17 protein-coding genes and 1 tRNA gene are annotated in these 15,546 nt (G+C 39.9%); 13 read left to right on the top strand and 5 right to left on the bottom strand.

Annotated features, from left to right (window positions below):
* Positions 1-133 precede the first annotated feature (133 nt).
* From PASHI_RS08845 to bamJ, 7 genes are all read left to right on the top strand, one after another.
* Entirely contained in the window at positions 134-2,095 is a 1,962-nt protein-coding gene (locus PASHI_RS08845) for an oxidoreductase (RefSeq protein WP_062565311.1), read from the top strand.
* A 61-nt stretch (positions 2,096-2,156) separates the two neighbouring features.
* Positions 2,157-2,867, top strand: a complete 711-nt coding sequence (locus PASHI_RS08850) for an HvfX family Cu-binding RiPP maturation protein (RefSeq protein WP_062565312.1) — start codon at positions 2,157-2,159, stop codon at positions 2,865-2,867.
* Positions 2,868-2,930: 63 nt separating this feature from the next.
* Positions 2,931-3,479, top strand: coding sequence for an NAD(P)H nitroreductase (locus PASHI_RS08855; protein ID WP_062565313.1), 549 nt, complete (start codon positions 2,931-2,933; stop codon positions 3,477-3,479).
* Positions 3,480-3,678: 199 nt separating this feature from the next.
* Positions 3,679-4,056, top strand: a complete 378-nt coding sequence (locus tag PASHI_RS08860) for a hypothetical protein (protein ID WP_054561417.1) — start codon at positions 3,679-3,681, stop codon at positions 4,054-4,056.
* Between the two features lie 73 nt (positions 4,057-4,129).
* Positions 4,130-4,220 (top strand) — tRNA-Ser (locus PASHI_RS08865).
* A 52-nt stretch (positions 4,221-4,272) separates the two neighbouring features.
* On the top strand, positions 4,273-4,674 hold the full coding sequence (locus tag PASHI_RS08870; RefSeq protein WP_062565314.1) for a hypothetical protein: 402 nt from the start codon (positions 4,273-4,275) through the stop codon (positions 4,672-4,674).
* A gap of 73 nt (positions 4,675-4,747) precedes the next feature.
* Positions 4,748-5,365: a BamJ family beta-barrel-assembly machinery protein gene (bamJ, locus tag PASHI_RS08875; protein WP_054553930.1), complete on the top strand. Its 618-nt coding sequence runs from the start codon at positions 4,748-4,750 to the stop codon at positions 5,363-5,365.
* Between the two features lie 68 nt (positions 5,366-5,433).
* On the opposite strand, the gene fur is transcribed toward bamJ, so the two are convergent.
* The 5 genes from fur to PASHI_RS08900 form a co-directional block, all read right to left on the bottom strand.
* Complete coding sequence (fur, locus tag PASHI_RS08880) at positions 5,434-5,877, bottom strand: ferric iron uptake transcriptional regulator (RefSeq protein WP_054561419.1); 444 nt, start codon at positions 5,875-5,877, stop codon at positions 5,434-5,436.
* Between the two features lie 190 nt (positions 5,878-6,067).
* A complete protein-coding gene (gene fldA / locus PASHI_RS08885) occupies positions 6,068-6,595 on the bottom strand; it encodes a flavodoxin FldA (protein WP_054553928.1) in 528 nt (175 codons plus the stop codon).
* A gap of 14 nt (positions 6,596-6,609) precedes the next feature.
* A complete protein-coding gene (gene ybfE, locus PASHI_RS08890) occupies positions 6,610-6,888 on the bottom strand; it encodes a LexA regulated protein (protein ID WP_004586673.1) in 279 nt (92 codons plus the stop codon).
* A 2-nt stretch (positions 6,889-6,890) separates the two neighbouring features.
* Positions 6,891-7,112: a DUF2788 domain-containing protein gene (locus PASHI_RS08895; RefSeq protein ID WP_036968243.1), complete on the bottom strand. Its 222-nt coding sequence runs from the start codon at positions 7,110-7,112 to the stop codon at positions 6,891-6,893.
* 99 nt (positions 7,113-7,211) lie between these two features.
* A complete protein-coding gene (locus tag PASHI_RS08900) occupies positions 7,212-7,976 on the bottom strand; it encodes an alpha/beta fold hydrolase (RefSeq protein WP_062565315.1) in 765 nt (254 codons plus the stop codon).
* A 131-nt stretch (positions 7,977-8,107) separates the two neighbouring features.
* Between PASHI_RS08900 and seqA the strand changes: the two genes are divergently transcribed.
* The 6 genes from seqA to PASHI_RS08930 all read left to right on the top strand — a co-directional run bounded on the left by seqA (position 8,108) and on the right by PASHI_RS08930 (position 15,537).
* Positions 8,108-8,710: a replication initiation negative regulator SeqA gene (gene seqA / locus PASHI_RS08905; protein ID WP_062565316.1), complete on the top strand. Its 603-nt coding sequence runs from the start codon at positions 8,108-8,110 to the stop codon at positions 8,708-8,710.
* Positions 8,711-8,726: 16 nt separating this feature from the next.
* Entirely contained in the window at positions 8,727-10,364 is a 1,638-nt protein-coding gene (gene pgm, locus PASHI_RS08910; RefSeq protein ID WP_062565317.1) for a phosphoglucomutase (alpha-D-glucose-1,6-bisphosphate-dependent), read from the top strand.
* A gap of 79 nt (positions 10,365-10,443) precedes the next feature.
* Complete coding sequence (gene astE / locus PASHI_RS08915) at positions 10,444-11,499, top strand: succinylglutamate desuccinylase (RefSeq protein ID WP_062565318.1); 1,056 nt, start codon at positions 10,444-10,446, stop codon at positions 11,497-11,499.
* A 269-nt stretch (positions 11,500-11,768) separates the two neighbouring features.
* Positions 11,769-12,983, top strand: a complete 1,215-nt coding sequence (locus tag PASHI_RS08920) for a thiamine pyrophosphate-dependent dehydrogenase E1 component subunit alpha (RefSeq protein WP_062565319.1) — start codon at positions 11,769-11,771, stop codon at positions 12,981-12,983.
* Complete coding sequence (locus tag PASHI_RS08925) at positions 12,983-13,960, top strand: alpha-ketoacid dehydrogenase subunit beta (RefSeq protein ID WP_058584964.1); 978 nt, start codon at positions 12,983-12,985, stop codon at positions 13,958-13,960. Before PASHI_RS08920 ends, PASHI_RS08925 begins: the two co-directional genes overlap by 1 nt.
* Positions 13,961-13,968: 8 nt before the next feature.
* The gene (locus PASHI_RS08930) at positions 13,969-15,537 is read left to right on the top strand and encodes a dihydrolipoyllysine-residue acetyltransferase (protein WP_062565320.1); all 1,569 of its coding nucleotides are present in this window, start codon (positions 13,969-13,971) and stop codon (positions 15,535-15,537) included.
* Positions 15,538-15,546 lie beyond the last annotated feature (9 nt).

Consider the following 15,546-nt stretch of genomic DNA (forward strand, 5'->3'; position numbering starts at 1 on the left):
ACTGTTAAATAGTAACAGAGTGTTTAAAACGACAATTTGCTACAGAATAATTACCGGTGAAAAGTTGATTATTCTAAGTTATTGCCGCAGAATCTATTTCAAATAGAGGTTCGACCAGTTAACGGGGCACACAATGTTAGAACAAAAATTACAATTACCGCATACCGAACTTCGTAATCGTTTGGTTATGGGCTCAATGCATACCGGCTTAGAAGAAGGCTGGCATAACCGTAAACGCTTACGTGCATTCTACGAAGCACGTGCCAAAGGCGGCACGGGTTTAATCATTACAGGTGGTTATAGCCCAAATATTCGTGGCAAGCTATCTCCGTTCGCATCAACATTTAACTCATTTTATGATGTGATCAAACACAAAGCATATACTGATGCAGTGCATCAGCATGGCGGAAAAATTTGCTTACAATTATTGCATGCAGGGCGCTATGCTTATCATCCATTCAATCAAGCGCCAAGCTCAATTCAGGCACCTATTAATCCGTATAAACCTAAAGAAATGTCGTTAGGTTCAATCAAAAAAACCATCAAAGACTTTGCTAACTCAGCAAAAATGGCTGAAAAAGCAGGTTATGATGGTGTTGAAATCATGGGTTCTGAAGGTTATTTGATTAATGAATTCATGGCTAACCACACTAATAAAAGAACAGACCACTATGGCGGTAGTTTAGAAAACCGCATGCGCTTGGCTGTTGATATTGTTAAAGCTGTACGCGCTAAAGTAAGTCAAAAGTTTATTATTGTATTTCGTTTGTCTGTGATGGATTTAATTCCTAATGGATCAACACCTGATGAAGTAAAACAACAAGCCCTAGCACTTGAACAAGCTGGCGTTGATATCTTTAACACCGGTATTGGTTGGCACGAAGCTCGTGTACCAACCATTGCCAGTATGGTACCACCAGGTGCATTTAAAGAAGCATCAAAACGCTTGAAAGAAACGGTATCAGTGCCAGTTATCGCGGTTAACCGTATTAATACTCCAGAAATTGCCAATGGAATTTTAGAAGCAGGCGAGTCTGATTTAATTTCGATGGCACGTCCTTTATTAGCAGACCCTGAGTTTTTCAATAAATACGTTAATAATAAGTCTGAACAAATCAATATTTGTATTGGTTGTAATCAGGGCTGTTTAGACCATGTGTTTAAAAATAAACGTGCCACCTGTTTGGTTAACCCACAAGCGGCTTTTGAGTTAGATTACAGCCTTGAAAAAGCACCATCTTCTCGATTAGTACTGGTTGTAGGGGCAGGCCCTGCTGGCCTTGCTGCAAGTTGTTACTTAGCAGAGAAAGGTCATAAAGTGACTTTAATTGAACGTAAAGAACAAATGGGTGGCCAATTTAATTTAGCCATGCAAGTGCCGGGTAAAGAAGACTTTAACCATACCCTTAACTACTTTACTAATGAATTAAAGCGTTTAAATGTCGATTTACAGCTCGGTACTGAATTTACTGACAATATGCTCAATCAATACGATGATGTGGTTTTTGCAACAGGCGTACGTCCGCGTGAAGCCAAAATAGAATGCAGTGATGGCAAACGTGTATTCGCTTATGATGAAGTAATTCGTGGTGAAGTAGAACTAGGCGAGAAAATTGCGATTCTAGGTGCCGGTGGTATCGGTTTTGATATGGTTGCCTTTTTAAGTGAACACAAAGGCCAAACAATTGAGCAATTCAAAACTCAATGGGGTATTGAATGCGAAGCTGCGCCTGAAAAAGACAATCGCCAAATTTACATGCTTAAGCGAAGTGCAGGGCGCTTTGGTAGTGAACTGGGTAAAACAACGGGGTGGATCCATCGTCAAGTTGCTAAACAACACGGTGTTAAACAAATCGCTGAGTGTCAGTATCTAAGCTTTGATAAGCAAGGTTTGAAAATTACTGTAAAAGGTGAAGAGCAAATCCTCGATGTTGATACTGTGATTGCCTGTATTGGTCAGGTGTCAAATACTGAAACGTTCGATAATCAAACCGAAAACGCTAAAGTACACGTTATTGGTGGCGCAAAACTAGCTGCTGCTATTGATGCTAAACGTGCGATTTTTGAAGCGCTACAAGTTGCTCGTAAAATTTAATTGAAAGTAAACTAGAAAACGTGCGGTCTGTGTGATTAATCTATTTAGTCACGAGACCGCTATGTTGAACACACACCTAATACCCCTTTACCATCGCATTTTAAATAAACTGCAATTTTTAGATGGGCTCCCGAGTCTATTAATTCGCTTAATTTTAGCACCAGTGATGATCATTGCCGGCTTCAATAAACTAGCTTTAAGCGGTGATGTAACTCATTTTTATCAGTACTTTTTAGCATCAGACGATATTGTTGCTTGGTTTGGAAATAGTGACTGGGGTTTAGGTCTACCCATGCCCTCTGTATTAGCCTTTTTAGCTGCATGGACTGAGTTTTTAGGGGGGATCTTTATATTATTGGGTTTATTTACTCGTTTAACAGCAATCCCTTTAATGATCACCATGCTGGTCGCAGCGACAACAGTGCATGCCAGTAATGGCTGGTTTGCTGTAACACCTACCGATGCCAGCACCAGCCCTGCAAGAGTGCTGAATTGGCTTGCAATACCAGGAAGTGAAGCCAGTTTAGTTAATTCCAATGAAGCCAGTGAGCGATTAACGAAAATGCGCGAGTTGCTAGAAACGCATGGTTATACAGAGTACCTCTATGCGAAAGGAAAACCTGTGATTTTAAATAATGGTATTGAGTTTTCCGCAATATACTTTGTTATGCTCTTAAGTTTATTTTTTGTAGGGGGCGGTCGTTACGTTAGTTTAGATTATTGGTTAACTAGAAAAGCATCGAATAGCTTTATTGCTCATAAAGATAAATGATAAGCTTGGGTTTTCTGCCCCGATTAATAAGGGGCGTCGTACTTAAGCATTTACGGAATATTCATGGACGCTTTAACGCTATTACAAACTCGACAATCAGATCCTCGTCTTATCTCACCTGGACCTACTGCAGAACAACTTGAAATTATTAAGCGAGCGGCCATAAAAGTGCCTGATCATGGCTGTATTGCGCCTTGGCGGTTTATTGTGGTTGAAGGCGACGCACGTAATAAATTAGGAGATATCTACCATCAAGCTGCTGTTGCTGAAAACCAAGATGATAGAACCATTGAGCGCGCTAAAGAGCTACCTCTGCGTTCGCCTATGATGATCATTGCCATTGCTGATGTAACTGAAAACCCAAAAGTGCCACGTATTGAACAAGTACAAAGTGCAGGCTGCGCTGTACTTGCAATGCAACAAGCGGCCTTTGCTCAAGGTTTAGGGGGCATTTGGCGTACAGGTTATTTTGCACAGAGCCCAGCTGTTAAAGCGGCACTTGGTTGTAAAGAAGATGATGAGATTGTTGGCTACTTATATTTAGGTACGCCAGAAGTAGACATTAAAAAACCAATCAGACACAAGCCAGAGACATTTTTTGAGAATTTATAAATATTAGGAACTTTTTTGTAGTTAAGCAGTCAGACACTATTAAGCTTACTTATGTTAGTTTTTTTAGATTTAGCTTAGCTGTAAGAAGCGCACGGATGCAAAAAACGAAATAATTCTTCTTCAGTGTGTTTTTTAATCGGTTATTTTTTGTTAACGTATGGATAGTCTTAAAAAAATAACGATAAAGAAGACGAGAACGATGGGAAACTTATTTTTACGTGAAAAAGAAAATTGGTTCGCTTGGTCAATTTGGGGCTTAGTTGGCGCCGTGGTCACTTTTTTTGTTGCCATGTCTACGAAGCAACCTCATTACCTTGGCTTGTCTGCTGTAGTGGTATTACTCCTACTGACTTGGTGGATGCAAAGCACTAAACGTTTCGATTTCGGCCGCGCTTTTAAAATTTGTTGCTACGTTTTAACGATCACCTGCTTACCAGCCTTTGCATTAGTCATTATACCTAGCTATAACCTCAATAAAATTGACGTAATAGTGCAGGGTTCAGGCTTTGCAATTGTTAGTTTAATTGTTTGTTTAGTTTGCTCTTTAATCGCAAAACGCCCTAAGCAGTACTATTAAAATTACTTTTTTAAAGTTTTTTACATTAAAGGCTTTACAACGAACGCAGTAAACACTATTATGCGCGCCGTACGGAGAGATGGCAGAGTGGTCGAATGCACCGGTCTTGAAAACCGGCAGGGGTTTGTAGCCCCTCTAGGGTTCAAATCCCTATCTCTCCACCATTATTTAGAAAAACCGCCTTCAGGGCGGTTTTTTGCTATCTGGAGATAAGTAATGTCAGCAAGCGAATCTTCTTCTACACTAATGCGCATTGTTAAACATGTTCTGCTTTGGTGTATCTTTTCTTATTTTTATCACAGCGGGATCAATGTACTTGTAGCTATGGCCCATGATGCGCAGCCTGATTACGGGCTAATATCTTCAATCGCTTATGGTATTGGCTTTAATGTGTTAGTAGGGCACCTTATTGGCAAATACGACAAGCATTGGCCTGTCATTGCTGCATGTGTGATTTCGGCTGTGGGTCTTATTGCCGTGCCTTTAGTTATGTTAGGCAAAGATGGTTTAATGAGCGGCTTTTTTATTGCTTCGATGATCGCTACATTACCTGTTGCGACATTTGTAATTGATAAAATAAAGCAGCGAATTAGTGCAAACACTGAGCAAACGCAGTAAAACTAGGCGATATTCGTTGTTTTTTTATGTTAGTATGAGCACGTCTTTTAACTAAATAAACGTGAATTAAAACATGTCAGATAATTTTACAACAGACGCTGAAAAAGCAAGTTACGGTATTGGTTTACAAATGGGTGAGCAATTAAAAGCGAATCCATTCGAAGGTTTAAACTTAAATTCTGTATTTGAAGGTATGAAAGACGCATACACTGGTAACGATTTCCAAGTTGAAATCCCAGCAATTCAAGCAGCTTTTGAGAAAATCAACGCTGAGATCCAAGCTCGTCGTGAAGAAGAAGCTAAAGTTCTTGCAGCTGAAGGTATTGCATTCTTAGAAGAAAATGCAAAACGTCCTGAAGTAACAGTAACTGAATCAGGTCTTCAATACGAAGTACTTACTGCAGGCGACGGTGAAAAACCAACTGCAGATTCAACAATCCGTGCACACTACCACGGTACACTAATCAACGGTACAGTATTTGATAGCTCATACGAGCGTGGTCAACCAGCTGAATTCCCAGTTGGCGGTGTAATCAAAGGTTGGACTGAAGCAGTACAAATGATGGGTACTGGTTCTAAGTGGCGCTTATACGTACCACACGAACTTGCTTACGGTGAGCGCGGTGCTGGTGCAGCAATCGCTCCTTTCTCAACGCTAATCTTTGACGTTGAGCTATTAGAAATCATCTAATCGATTTCAAATAGACATAAAAAAACCTGCTTAAAGCAGGTTTTTTTATGTCTGAAACAAATAGCTAATTAGCTATTTGATTCAGCGTATTCTTTACACGCAGCAGTGTCTTCACATTCACCATATAGGTAAAGAGAGTGGTTAGTCAGTTTAATACCATTCTCTGTTGCGATTTCTTCTTGACGACGTTCAATAGTATCGTCTTCAAACTCAACAACCTTACCACATTTTAGGCACACTAAGTGGTCATGGTGAGTGCTACCTGATAATTCAAATACTGACTTGCCGCCTTCGAAGTGGTGGCGAGATACAATACCTGCATCATCAAATTGGTTAAGAACACGGTAGACAGTTGCAAGACCAATCTCTTCGCCTTTGTCTAAAAGAATTTTATAGACATCTTCAGCGCTGATGTGTTGGTTGTCTGGAGATTGCAGAATCTCTAAAATTTTAATACGCGGCAGAGTTACTTTTAACCCTGCTTTTTTTAATTCCAAGTTGTGATCAGTCATTCAATCTGTCTCAATTTTATTTAGTTATACTAGGCATCATCAAGATGCACACGACACATTAGCAACTATTAGAATAACGTGCCTAGTTACTAAGTGCAAAGAACAATTCGTCTATTTGCCGATTTTTCAAACAAAAATGAACTGGTTGTGCATCTTTACATCAGCTAGTAAATGCGAGTAGTACTTGTTATTAATCAGCAAGTTCCGCTAAACACATTTCGTCATAAACCTGAGCACACCAGTCTTTAACACGCTTTTCAGTAAGCTCTGGTTGACGGTCTTCATCAATACCAAGGCCAACAAAATTGCTGTCATCTACTAGTGCTTTTGAAGCTTCAAAGTCGTAGCCTTCAGTTGACCAATGACCCACTACGATTGCGCCACGCTCAGTAACGATATCGTTGATCATGCCCATTGCATCTAAGAAGTATTCTGCATAGTCTTCTTGGTCACCGCAGCCGAAAATAGCAACAAGTTTACCTTCGAAGTCAACTTCTTCTAATTCAGGGAAGAAATCATCCCAGTCACATTGAGCTTCACCGTAGTACCAAGTTGGAATACCGAATAACAATAAATCGAATTCAGCAATCTCTTCTTTAGAACTTTTTGCAATGTCGTGAACCGCTACAAGCTTTTTACCTAATTCTTTTTGAATCATTTTAGCTACGTGTTCAGTATTGCCTGTGTCACTTCCGAAAAAAATACCTACGCTTGACATGGATTTAAAACCTTCTATCTATCAATAGCCAATCTTTCTTGTAAAATTGTTTCAATCAACGCGCTACGGCTAATATTCTGCGCATCTGCCATATCGCTTAATGCTTGATATAACTGTGATGAAACCTTAAATTCTACACGCTTTAAACCACGTGCTTTATCTCGCTTTATTTGATTACGTTTATTTACTTTTAATTGCATATCGCGAGGTAGGGGATTTGTTTTCGGCCTACCTGGACGCTTTTCGTATTCAAATAAATCGGGTGTTGTTCTATCTGTTTCTGACTTTGCCATGTCTAGCCCACACCTGCGCCTTGCCAGAAGACTTGAATAAGTCCTTTCGCTATAAACCCAGAACAGCCTAAAAATAGCACTAACCAAACGATGTATCGGCCAAATCGTGGTACATCACCTTTTTTAAGGACGTCTTGAATTGCCATTCCAATAAAAAAGAAAATACCGGCTAAGCCAAAATACAACCCTAAGGTATCAAATTCGTTAATTAACTGACTGACCATCAACGTATAAACCTTTAAATTAAACGGCGCGTACTATAGCACACAAATTTGTAATAATTTAGTGCGCACGATCAAAAACAGCGAATTTTATCAGCCCAATTAATGAGCTAAAAAATCGCTGATTGCTTTATTTACAGCAAGTGGTTTTTGGGCATGTAGCCAGTGACCAGCACCATGAATAATTTTTGCTTTTGCATTAGGGAATAACGCCATAATAGCAGGGCGGTGTTCTGCTAAAATGTAGTCAGAATCATTACCTTTAATGAATAAAGTATCACATAAACAAGAATCATTTTCACTAACTTGCGCTAAAATATTTTCATATTGCTGGTATAAAACAGCTAAATTAAAGCGCCATTGATAGTGACCTTCATCATTTTTAGCAAAGCTTTTTAATAAAAACTGACGTACGCCCATTTCATCAATGTGCTTGGCAAGTATTTCATCAGCCGCTTTTCTATCTGTGATATTAGATTGTGCAACTTCGTTTAGGCCTGCAAAAATAGCGCTGTGACGCGGGTTATTAGCAGCAGGAGAAATATCTAACACTACAAGTTTATCAATAAGCTCTGGGTGATTAAGTGCTAATTGCATGGCCACTTTGCCACCCATTGAATGACCTATGATGTGCGCTTTACTAATATTTAGATGTTCAAGTAACTCACTGACATCTTTAGCCATTGCGTGATAATTCATGGTATCGCTATGGAATGATTTACCGTGGTTACGTAAATCAATATTCGTTACACGATAATTTTCAGCTAATGCTTTTGCGATTACATTGAGGTTTTCAAGTGAGCCAAACAAACCGTGGATCAATACAACGTCTGAACCTTGACCCATTTGTTGGTAGTTTAATAGCATTTTCAACTCCTAATTTTAATGGCAGTATTTTGCCTAGTGAAATTACAAAATGCAAAACATAGAGAATTGCTGCGAGCTTAGGTATAATCAATGAGAACTTTTAAAATGTGACCCGTAAAGACAGGAATAACATGAAAAAAATCGACATAGACGACGAGTTATATCAATACATTGCAAGCAACACGCAAAGTATTGGTGAAAGTGCATCAACCATTTTGCGTCGTTTATTAAACCTCTCTGATGGCGCCAATGCCCCAGTTGAAACAACTACTAAAACTGAACAAGAAACCCCAGTTGTTGAAGTACAAGAACAAGCAGAACAAGAAACAAGCCCTGAACCAAGCGACGAAAATGTTGAAGAGGCTGCACAAACTGTCACAGCATCGACACAAGTGAAAGGTAATGTGTTTAATGTATTAAACAAAGAAGAGCTAGCAATGCAAAAAGGTGTTGTTGGTCGATTCTTATTTATACTAGCTGCTTTATATAGAACGCATAAAAAAGATTTTGCTAACGTGCTTGAAATTAAAGGCCGTGACCGTGTTTATTTTGCCACTAGCAAAGAAGCACTACTGGAAAGCGGTAGCAGCATGAATCCAAAAAATATCACTGATACTGAGTATTGGGTGATGACAAATTCAAATACAACCAGAAAAAAAATGATGCTTCACGAAGTAGCACTGTGCTTAGGCTACAGCGCAGATGAAGCAGAAAAAATTCGTGATTACTTATAATCCATAAGGAAATAATATGGCGATTCATCCAGATGCAGGTAAACCTGCACCGCAATCAAGCTTAGTGAATGTACCAAAACTGATCTCGGCTTATTACTTAAATGAACCCGACCTAGAACAAAACCCAGAACATTGTGTTGCTTTTGGTACGTCTGGCCATCGTGGTTGTTCGTTCGATGTAAAATTTAATGAATCGCATATTTTAGCGATCACTCAAGCAATTTGTGATTACCGTAAAGAAAACAATATTTTTGGTCCACTTTTCTTAGGTAAAGATACACATGCATTGAGTGAAGCGGCTTTTAACTCTGCTATTGAAGTACTTGTTGCAAACGAAGTGCAAGTCATTGCACAAGAAAATGACGATTACACGCCAACGCCCGTAATCAGTCATGCTGTTGTTTGCCATAACAAAGAAAACCCAAATGAACTTGCTGATGGTATTGTGGTAACTCCTTCACATAATCCGCCAGAAGACGGTGGTTTTAAATATAACCCGCCAAATGGTGGCCCTGCAGATACTGATGTTACTAAGTGGATTGAAGACAGAGCGAATCAATTACTTTTAGAAGACTTAGTTGAAGTAGAGTTATTTCCATATGCTAAAGCATCACGTTCTGGTTTTATTAAGTACCAAGACTTAATTACCCCTTATGTTGATGACTTAGTTAATATCGTTAATCTAAAAGCAATTAGCGATGCGAAAATCAAAATTGGTGTGGATCCACTTGGTGGCTCTGGTATCAACTTTTGGCCAGTCATTGCAGAAAAATATAATTTAGACTTAACAGTCGTAAATGAGTCTGTTGACCCAACATTTTCGTTCATGCCTTTAGATAAAGACGGCAAAATCCGTATGGATTGCTCTTCTCCTTATGCAATGACAAACCTGATTGCATTAAAAGATGACTATGATATCGGTATTGGTAACGACCCTGATTATGACCGCCATGGTATTGTTACGCCTGACGGTTTAATGAATCCAAATCACTTTTTAGCAGTTGCAATTGACTACTTATTAAATAACCGCGAATGGTCAAAAGAGGTCGCAATTGGTAAAACGCTGGTATCAAGCGGCATGATTGATAAAGTAGTTGCACGTAATAACCGTGAAGTAAAAGAAGTACCGGTAGGCTTTAAATGGTTTGTTGAAGGCTTAAGCAAAGGTACCCTTGCTTTTGGCGGTGAAGAAAGTGCAGGGGCGTCATTCTTACGCTTTGATGGTACAGTTTGGAACACTGATAAAGATGGTTTCATCTTAGGTCTTCTTGCTGCAGAGATTTTAGCCGTAACGGGTAAAACACCTTCACAGCTTTATAAAGAACTTGAGCAAGAGTTCGGTGCGCCTATTTATAAACGTATTGATGCGCCAGCTAGTGCAGAACAAAAATCACGTTTAAAAGCGTTATCAGCTGATGATGTTACTGCAAGTACCTTAGCGGGTGATGCCATTACGCAAAAACTAACGCATGCGCCTGGTAATAACGCTGCTATCGGCGGTTTAAAAGTTGTTACTGAAAACGGTTGGTTTGCTGCACGCCCATCGGGCACTGAAGATATTTATAAAATTTACCTTGAATCATTCAAAGGTGAAGAACATCTAGCATTATTAGAAAAAGAAGCGAAAAAGCTGGTTGATTCAGTAATTAGCTAATTCCTTTTTTACCTATTAAAACGGCTGAGATTCTCAGCCGTTTTTGTATTCTACTCTCACGCATTTTTAGGATAGAACAATGAGCTATTCAACTCCTTCATATCTCGAAGAATTAAAAAGTACCGGCGACTTTTTAACCCTGACTCGCAACAATGAATTTTCACTCGAACCTTGTGCATTTACCCTTGCAAATGGTACTGATGTCACAGTTCACGACACGGGTATCATTGAGTTTCAACCTGCACAGCAAACAAGCAAAGATATTGTACTTTCAAGTGCGGTACATGGTAACGAAACTGCGCCAATTGAAATTTGCGATCAATTAATCAAGTCAATCATTACAGAACAACTTACTTTGAAGCAGCGTGTACTGTTTATTTATGGTAATCCTAAATCTATTAATATCGGTAAGCGTTTTGTAGATGAAAACTTAAATCGTTTGTTTAATGGTCATCATACTGTTGAAGGCATTGCTTCTAACCCTGAGCGAGTTCGTGCAAAGCTACTTGAAGACGTGGTTACAGATTTCTTTGCTAGAGGCAACCAGGGCAGTGAGCGTTTTCATTATGATCTTCACACTGCAATTCGTGGCTCTAAAAATGAAAAGTTCGCAGTGTATCCTTTCTTACATGGTAAACCGTGGAAAAAATCACAACTGCAATTTTTACTTAGCTGTGGCGTAAACACGGTACTAATGATGAAATCAGCGGCCACAACCTTCAGTTACTACTCGTCGTTTGTACATGGAGCTGACTCATTTACGGTAGAACTTGGCCAAGTAAAACCATTTGGCGAAAACGACATGTCGCGATTTGAGAAAACCAAAAAAACCTTAATTGCATTAATTAGTCAAGAATCTGTCGAATATAAAGAATTTAATGCAGGTGATTTCGAGTTGTTTTCAGTATATAGAACAATAAACCGTACTTGCGAAGACTTTAGTTTCCCATTTGCTGATGATGTGGAAAATTTCACCGGTTTCGCAAAGGGTGAATTATTGGTAACTGATGGTCAGACCAGATATGAAGCAGAAGTAGACGGTGAAGCTATTATCTTCCCAAACGCTGATGTAGCCTTAGGTCAGCGCGCTTTGCTTACTGTTATTCCAATGCAAGTTGATAGCAACTTTATTTAAAATCTCTGCATTAACACCCATCTAAATTTAGTTAACTATATGACTATAAAGAACTTATCTTGTTGTATAGTTAACTTTCCATGCGTTTTTAGCCATTTGTCATCTATTCGTCTATGATTAGTTGAATAACAACTTACGTTAACGTAAAGTGACGGCAGTTTAATTTAATTAGATTGAATATTGCGCAAACTTTATCCTTACAGCTCATGCTGATAAAAATATAATTAAGGGCAGTAGCGTAGGTTTCTGACAACGAAAGAAGGTAGGTTATGAGTAATCCAAATAACGTATCGCTAAACATTAATCATGAACTGTCATTTATTGATGGTCACGCATTAACGATCCCTACATTAAGTATTCTTAATGAGGAAGGCGACATCTACGAAGGTGCAACCGCACCTGATATCGACAAAGCTACGGCAATCCGTCTATATGAAACAATGCGTTTTATTAGAGCACTTGATGAACGTATGCAAGCAGCACAGCGTCAAGGCCGTGTTAGCTTTTATATGCAATGTCTAGGCGAAGAAGCGGCTGTAACAGCATCAGCTGCAGCGCTTGATCAAAACGACATGATCATGGCCCAATACCGTGAGCAAGCAGCTTTACGTTATCGTGGTTTTAGCCTTGACCAATTCATGAATCAAATGTTCTCAAATGAAAAAGATTTGGGTAAAGGTCGCCAAATGCCAATTCACTATGGCTCACGCGAACTTAACTACATGACTATTTCATCACCGCTTGGTACACAAATTCCGCAAGCAACAGGTTATGCATACGGTCAAAAAGTTCGTCATATTGATGCCCAAACAGGTGAGTTAAACAGCACTATTGATAACATCACTATTTGTTACTTTGGTGAAGGCGCTGCATCTGAAGGTGATTTCCATGCTGGTTTAAATATGGCCGCAGTTCATGAAGCACCGGTAATTTTCTTTGCGCGTAACAATGGTTATGCGATTTCTACACCTGCGGATGAACAGTTTAAAGGTGATGGTATTGCATCACGTGGTGTTGGTTACGGCATTAAAACAATTCGTGTTGATGGTGCTGATGCACTTGCTGTTTATGCTGCAACGAAAAAAGCCCGTGAGATTGCGACTACTAAAGGCGAACCAGTTTTAATTGAATCGATTGCCTATCGTTTAGGTGCTCACTCAACCAGTGACGACCCTAGTGGTTACCGCACAAAAGATGAAGAAGCAAAACATAAAGGCTGTCCAATCGAGCGTTTCCGTAAGTGGCTATTAAAGCAAGGTTGGTTAGACGAAGCGCAAGACGCAAAAGACAAAGAAACTATTCGTGAAGAAATTTTAGCGGCCCTTAAACGCGCTGAAAAAGTTGAAAAGCCAGCATTAGAAGAGCTTATTTCTGATGTTTATGATAAGCCAATCCCATCACTGCAAAAACAATATGAAGAACTAAAAGATCACATTTTGCAGCATCCTGATGCTTATCCAACAACTGCAGGGAGATTAAAGTAATGGCTAAAATGAACATGCTTCATGCAATTAACTCTGCCCTTGATATCACCATGGCAGAGCATCCAAATGCATGTATTTTTGGTGAAGACGTTGGTTATTTTGGCGGTGTATTCCGTGCAACATCGGGCTTACAAGAAAAATATGGTAAGCATCGTGTGTTCAATACTCCATTAACTGAGCAAGGTATTTTAGGTTTTGCTAATGGTTTAGCGGCGTTTGGTGCACCTGCTTTAGCTGAAATTCAGTTTGCAGATTATATTTTCCCTGCATTTGACCAAATCGTGAATGAATCAGCAAAATTCCGTTACCGTAGTGGTAATGAATTTAATGTTGGCAATCTAACAATCCGTACTCCATACGGTGGTGGTATTGCAGGTGGTTTATATCACTCACAATCACCAGAAGCTTATTTTGCTCACACACCGGGTTTAAAGTTGGTTGTGCCACGTAACCCATACCAAGCAAAAGGTTTGCTTCGTGCATCGATTAAAGATGATAACCCTGTTATTTTCTTTGAGCCGAAACGTTTATACCGTGCATCAACAGGTGAAGTTCCAGAAGAAGATTACAGCATCGAGCTTGGCAAAGCTGAGATCGTGCAAGAAGGCACTGATGTCACTGTACTTGCTTGGGGTGCTCAGATGGAAATCATCGAAGACGCCGCTAAAAAAGCTGCAGAGCAAGGTATTAGCTGTGAAGTGATCGACTTACGTACCATTTTACCATGGGATGTTGAGACCATTGCTAAATCAGTGACTAAAACAGGTCGTTTAGTGGTAAGCCACGAGGCACCAATCACCAATGGTTTTGGTGCAGAAATCGTTGCAACAATTCAACAAGAGTGTTTCTTACACCTTGAATCGCCAATTGCTCGCGTGTGTGGCTTAGATACGCCATACCCATTAGCACTTGAAAAAGAATATGTGCCGGATGCACTTAAAGTGCTTGCTGCGATTAAGCAATCAGTAGAGTTTTAGGAGTCAGTATGTCTAAAGATTTTATCTTGCCAGATATCGGCGAAGGCATCGTAGAGTGTGAAATTGTTGAATGGTTAGTTGCAGAAGGCGATTCTGTAAAAGAAGACCAGCCTATTTGTGATGTTATGACCGACAAGGCGCTTGTGCAAATTCCTGCTGTTCATGATGGTGTGATCAGTAAGCTTTATTATGCAAAAGGGGATATTGCGAAAGTACATGCACCATTATTTGCAATGGATGTTGATGGCGAAGCACCAACACAAAGCGAAGAAGCGCAAGCGCCTGCTGCAACTGAAGCATCATCTGAGACTGGTGAGCACTTAGAAGATTTCATTTTACCAGATATAGGTGAAGGTATCGTTGAGTGTGAAATCGTTGAGTGGTTAGTGAGTGAAGGCGATGAAATCGTAGAAGACCAAGCTGTGTGTGATGTAATGACAGACAAAGCATTGGTGCAAATTCCGGCTAAGTACACAGGTAAAGTTGAAAAGCTTTATTATCAAAAAGGTGATATTGCAGCGGTTCACAGCCCATTATTCCAAATGAGCATTGCAGGGCAAAGCGCAGAGCCAGATGTAAGTTCTGCGGTAGTTAAAGCACAAACAAATGCAGCAACTAAACCTTCGCAGAAGCCTGCGGCTTCAGCAAACTCTAGCAAACAACTTAATAAGAAAGCAGTTGCTTCACCTGCTGTTCGTCGTAAAGCCCGTGAACTTGATGTTGATTTAACGCAAGTACCAGGCTCTGGTAAAAACGGCCGTATTTATAAACAAGATATCGAAGATTTCTTGAATGAAACACCAAGCCAAACAGCAACACAACAAGCTGCGCCAAAAGCGGCAGAGCCTGTATCATCTGTGGCATCTTCTGGTGGTAATCGTGTAGAGCCTATTAAAGGCATTAAAGCGGCAATGGCTAAGCAGATGGTTGCTTCAGTTTCGACAATTCCTCACTTTACTTTCTGTGATGAAATTGACCTAACTAAACTGATTGCAATGCGCAGTGAGCTTAAAGAGCAGTATAAGCAACAGGGCGTTAAGCTCACTATGATGCCGTTCTTTATCAAAGCACTGTCGTTAGCGATTAAGCAATTCCCAGTACTAAACTCGCAAGTAAATGATGATTGCAGCGAGCTAACTTACTTTGATGATCATAACATCGGTATGGCGGTTGATTCTAAGATTGGTTTACTCGTACCAAACATTAAATCGTGCCAGTCAAAGAGCATCGTAGATGTTGCAAACGAAGTGACCCGCTTAACTGAAGCAGCACGTGATGGTCGTGTTTCACCGGATGATTTGAAAGGCGGCACTATTAGCATTTCTAACATCGGTGCGATTGGCGGCACAATTGCAACCCCGATCATCAATAAACCTGAAGTAGCGATTGTTGCTTTAGGTAAACTGCAGCATTTACCTCGTTTTGATGCACAAGGCAATGTTGTTTCAGCTGCTATTATGCAAGTAAGCTGGTCTGGAGACCACCGAGTGATTGATGGCGGTACAATTGCCCGCTTCAATAACTTATGGAAGTCTTACTTAGAAGACCCTGCAAAAATGATGATGGCGATGAGCTAACATTAGTAA

Source organism: Pseudoalteromonas shioyasakiensis (assembly GCF_001550135.1).
Taxonomy (GTDB): Bacteria; Pseudomonadota; Gammaproteobacteria; order Enterobacterales; family Alteromonadaceae; genus Pseudoalteromonas; species Pseudoalteromonas shioyasakiensis.

Coding starts and splice junctions, on each gene's coding strand:
- PASHI_RS08870 (WP_062565314.1), top strand. CDS start 4,273: ATGTCAGCAAGCGAATCTTCTTCTACACTAATGCGCATTGTTAAACAT.
- PASHI_RS08920 (WP_062565319.1), top strand. CDS start 11,769: ATGAGTAATCCAAATAACGTATCGCTAAACATTAATCATGAACTGTCA.
- PASHI_RS08925 (WP_058584964.1), top strand. CDS start 12,983: ATGGCTAAAATGAACATGCTTCATGCAATTAACTCTGCCCTTGATATC.
- PASHI_RS08860 (WP_054561417.1), top strand. CDS start 3,679: ATGGGAAACTTATTTTTACGTGAAAAAGAAAATTGGTTCGCTTGGTCA.
- PASHI_RS08900 (WP_062565315.1), bottom strand. CDS start 7,976: ATGCTATTAAACTACCAACAAATGGGTCAAGGTTCAGACGTTGTATTG.
- PASHI_RS08855 (WP_062565313.1), top strand. CDS start 2,931: ATGGACGCTTTAACGCTATTACAAACTCGACAATCAGATCCTCGTCTT.
- astE (WP_062565318.1), top strand. CDS start 10,444: ATGAGCTATTCAACTCCTTCATATCTCGAAGAATTAAAAAGTACCGGC.
- PASHI_RS08845 (WP_062565311.1), top strand. CDS start 134: ATGTTAGAACAAAAATTACAATTACCGCATACCGAACTTCGTAATCGT.
- seqA (WP_062565316.1), top strand. CDS start 8,108: ATGAAAAAAATCGACATAGACGACGAGTTATATCAATACATTGCAAGC.
- pgm (WP_062565317.1), top strand. CDS start 8,727: ATGGCGATTCATCCAGATGCAGGTAAACCTGCACCGCAATCAAGCTTA.
- PASHI_RS08930 (WP_062565320.1), top strand. CDS start 13,969: ATGTCTAAAGATTTTATCTTGCCAGATATCGGCGAAGGCATCGTAGAG.
- PASHI_RS08895 (WP_036968243.1), bottom strand. CDS start 7,112: ATGGTCAGTCAGTTAATTAACGAATTTGATACCTTAGGGTTGTATTTT.
- fldA (WP_054553928.1), bottom strand. CDS start 6,595: ATGTCAAGCGTAGGTATTTTTTTCGGAAGTGACACAGGCAATACTGAA.
- bamJ (WP_054553930.1), top strand. CDS start 4,748: ATGTCAGATAATTTTACAACAGACGCTGAAAAAGCAAGTTACGGTATT.
- ybfE (WP_004586673.1), bottom strand. CDS start 6,888: ATGGCAAAGTCAGAAACAGATAGAACAACACCCGATTTATTTGAATAC.
- PASHI_RS08850 (WP_062565312.1), top strand. CDS start 2,157: ATGTTGAACACACACCTAATACCCCTTTACCATCGCATTTTAAATAAA.
- fur (WP_054561419.1), bottom strand. CDS start 5,877: ATGACTGATCACAACTTGGAATTAAAAAAAGCAGGGTTAAAAGTAACT.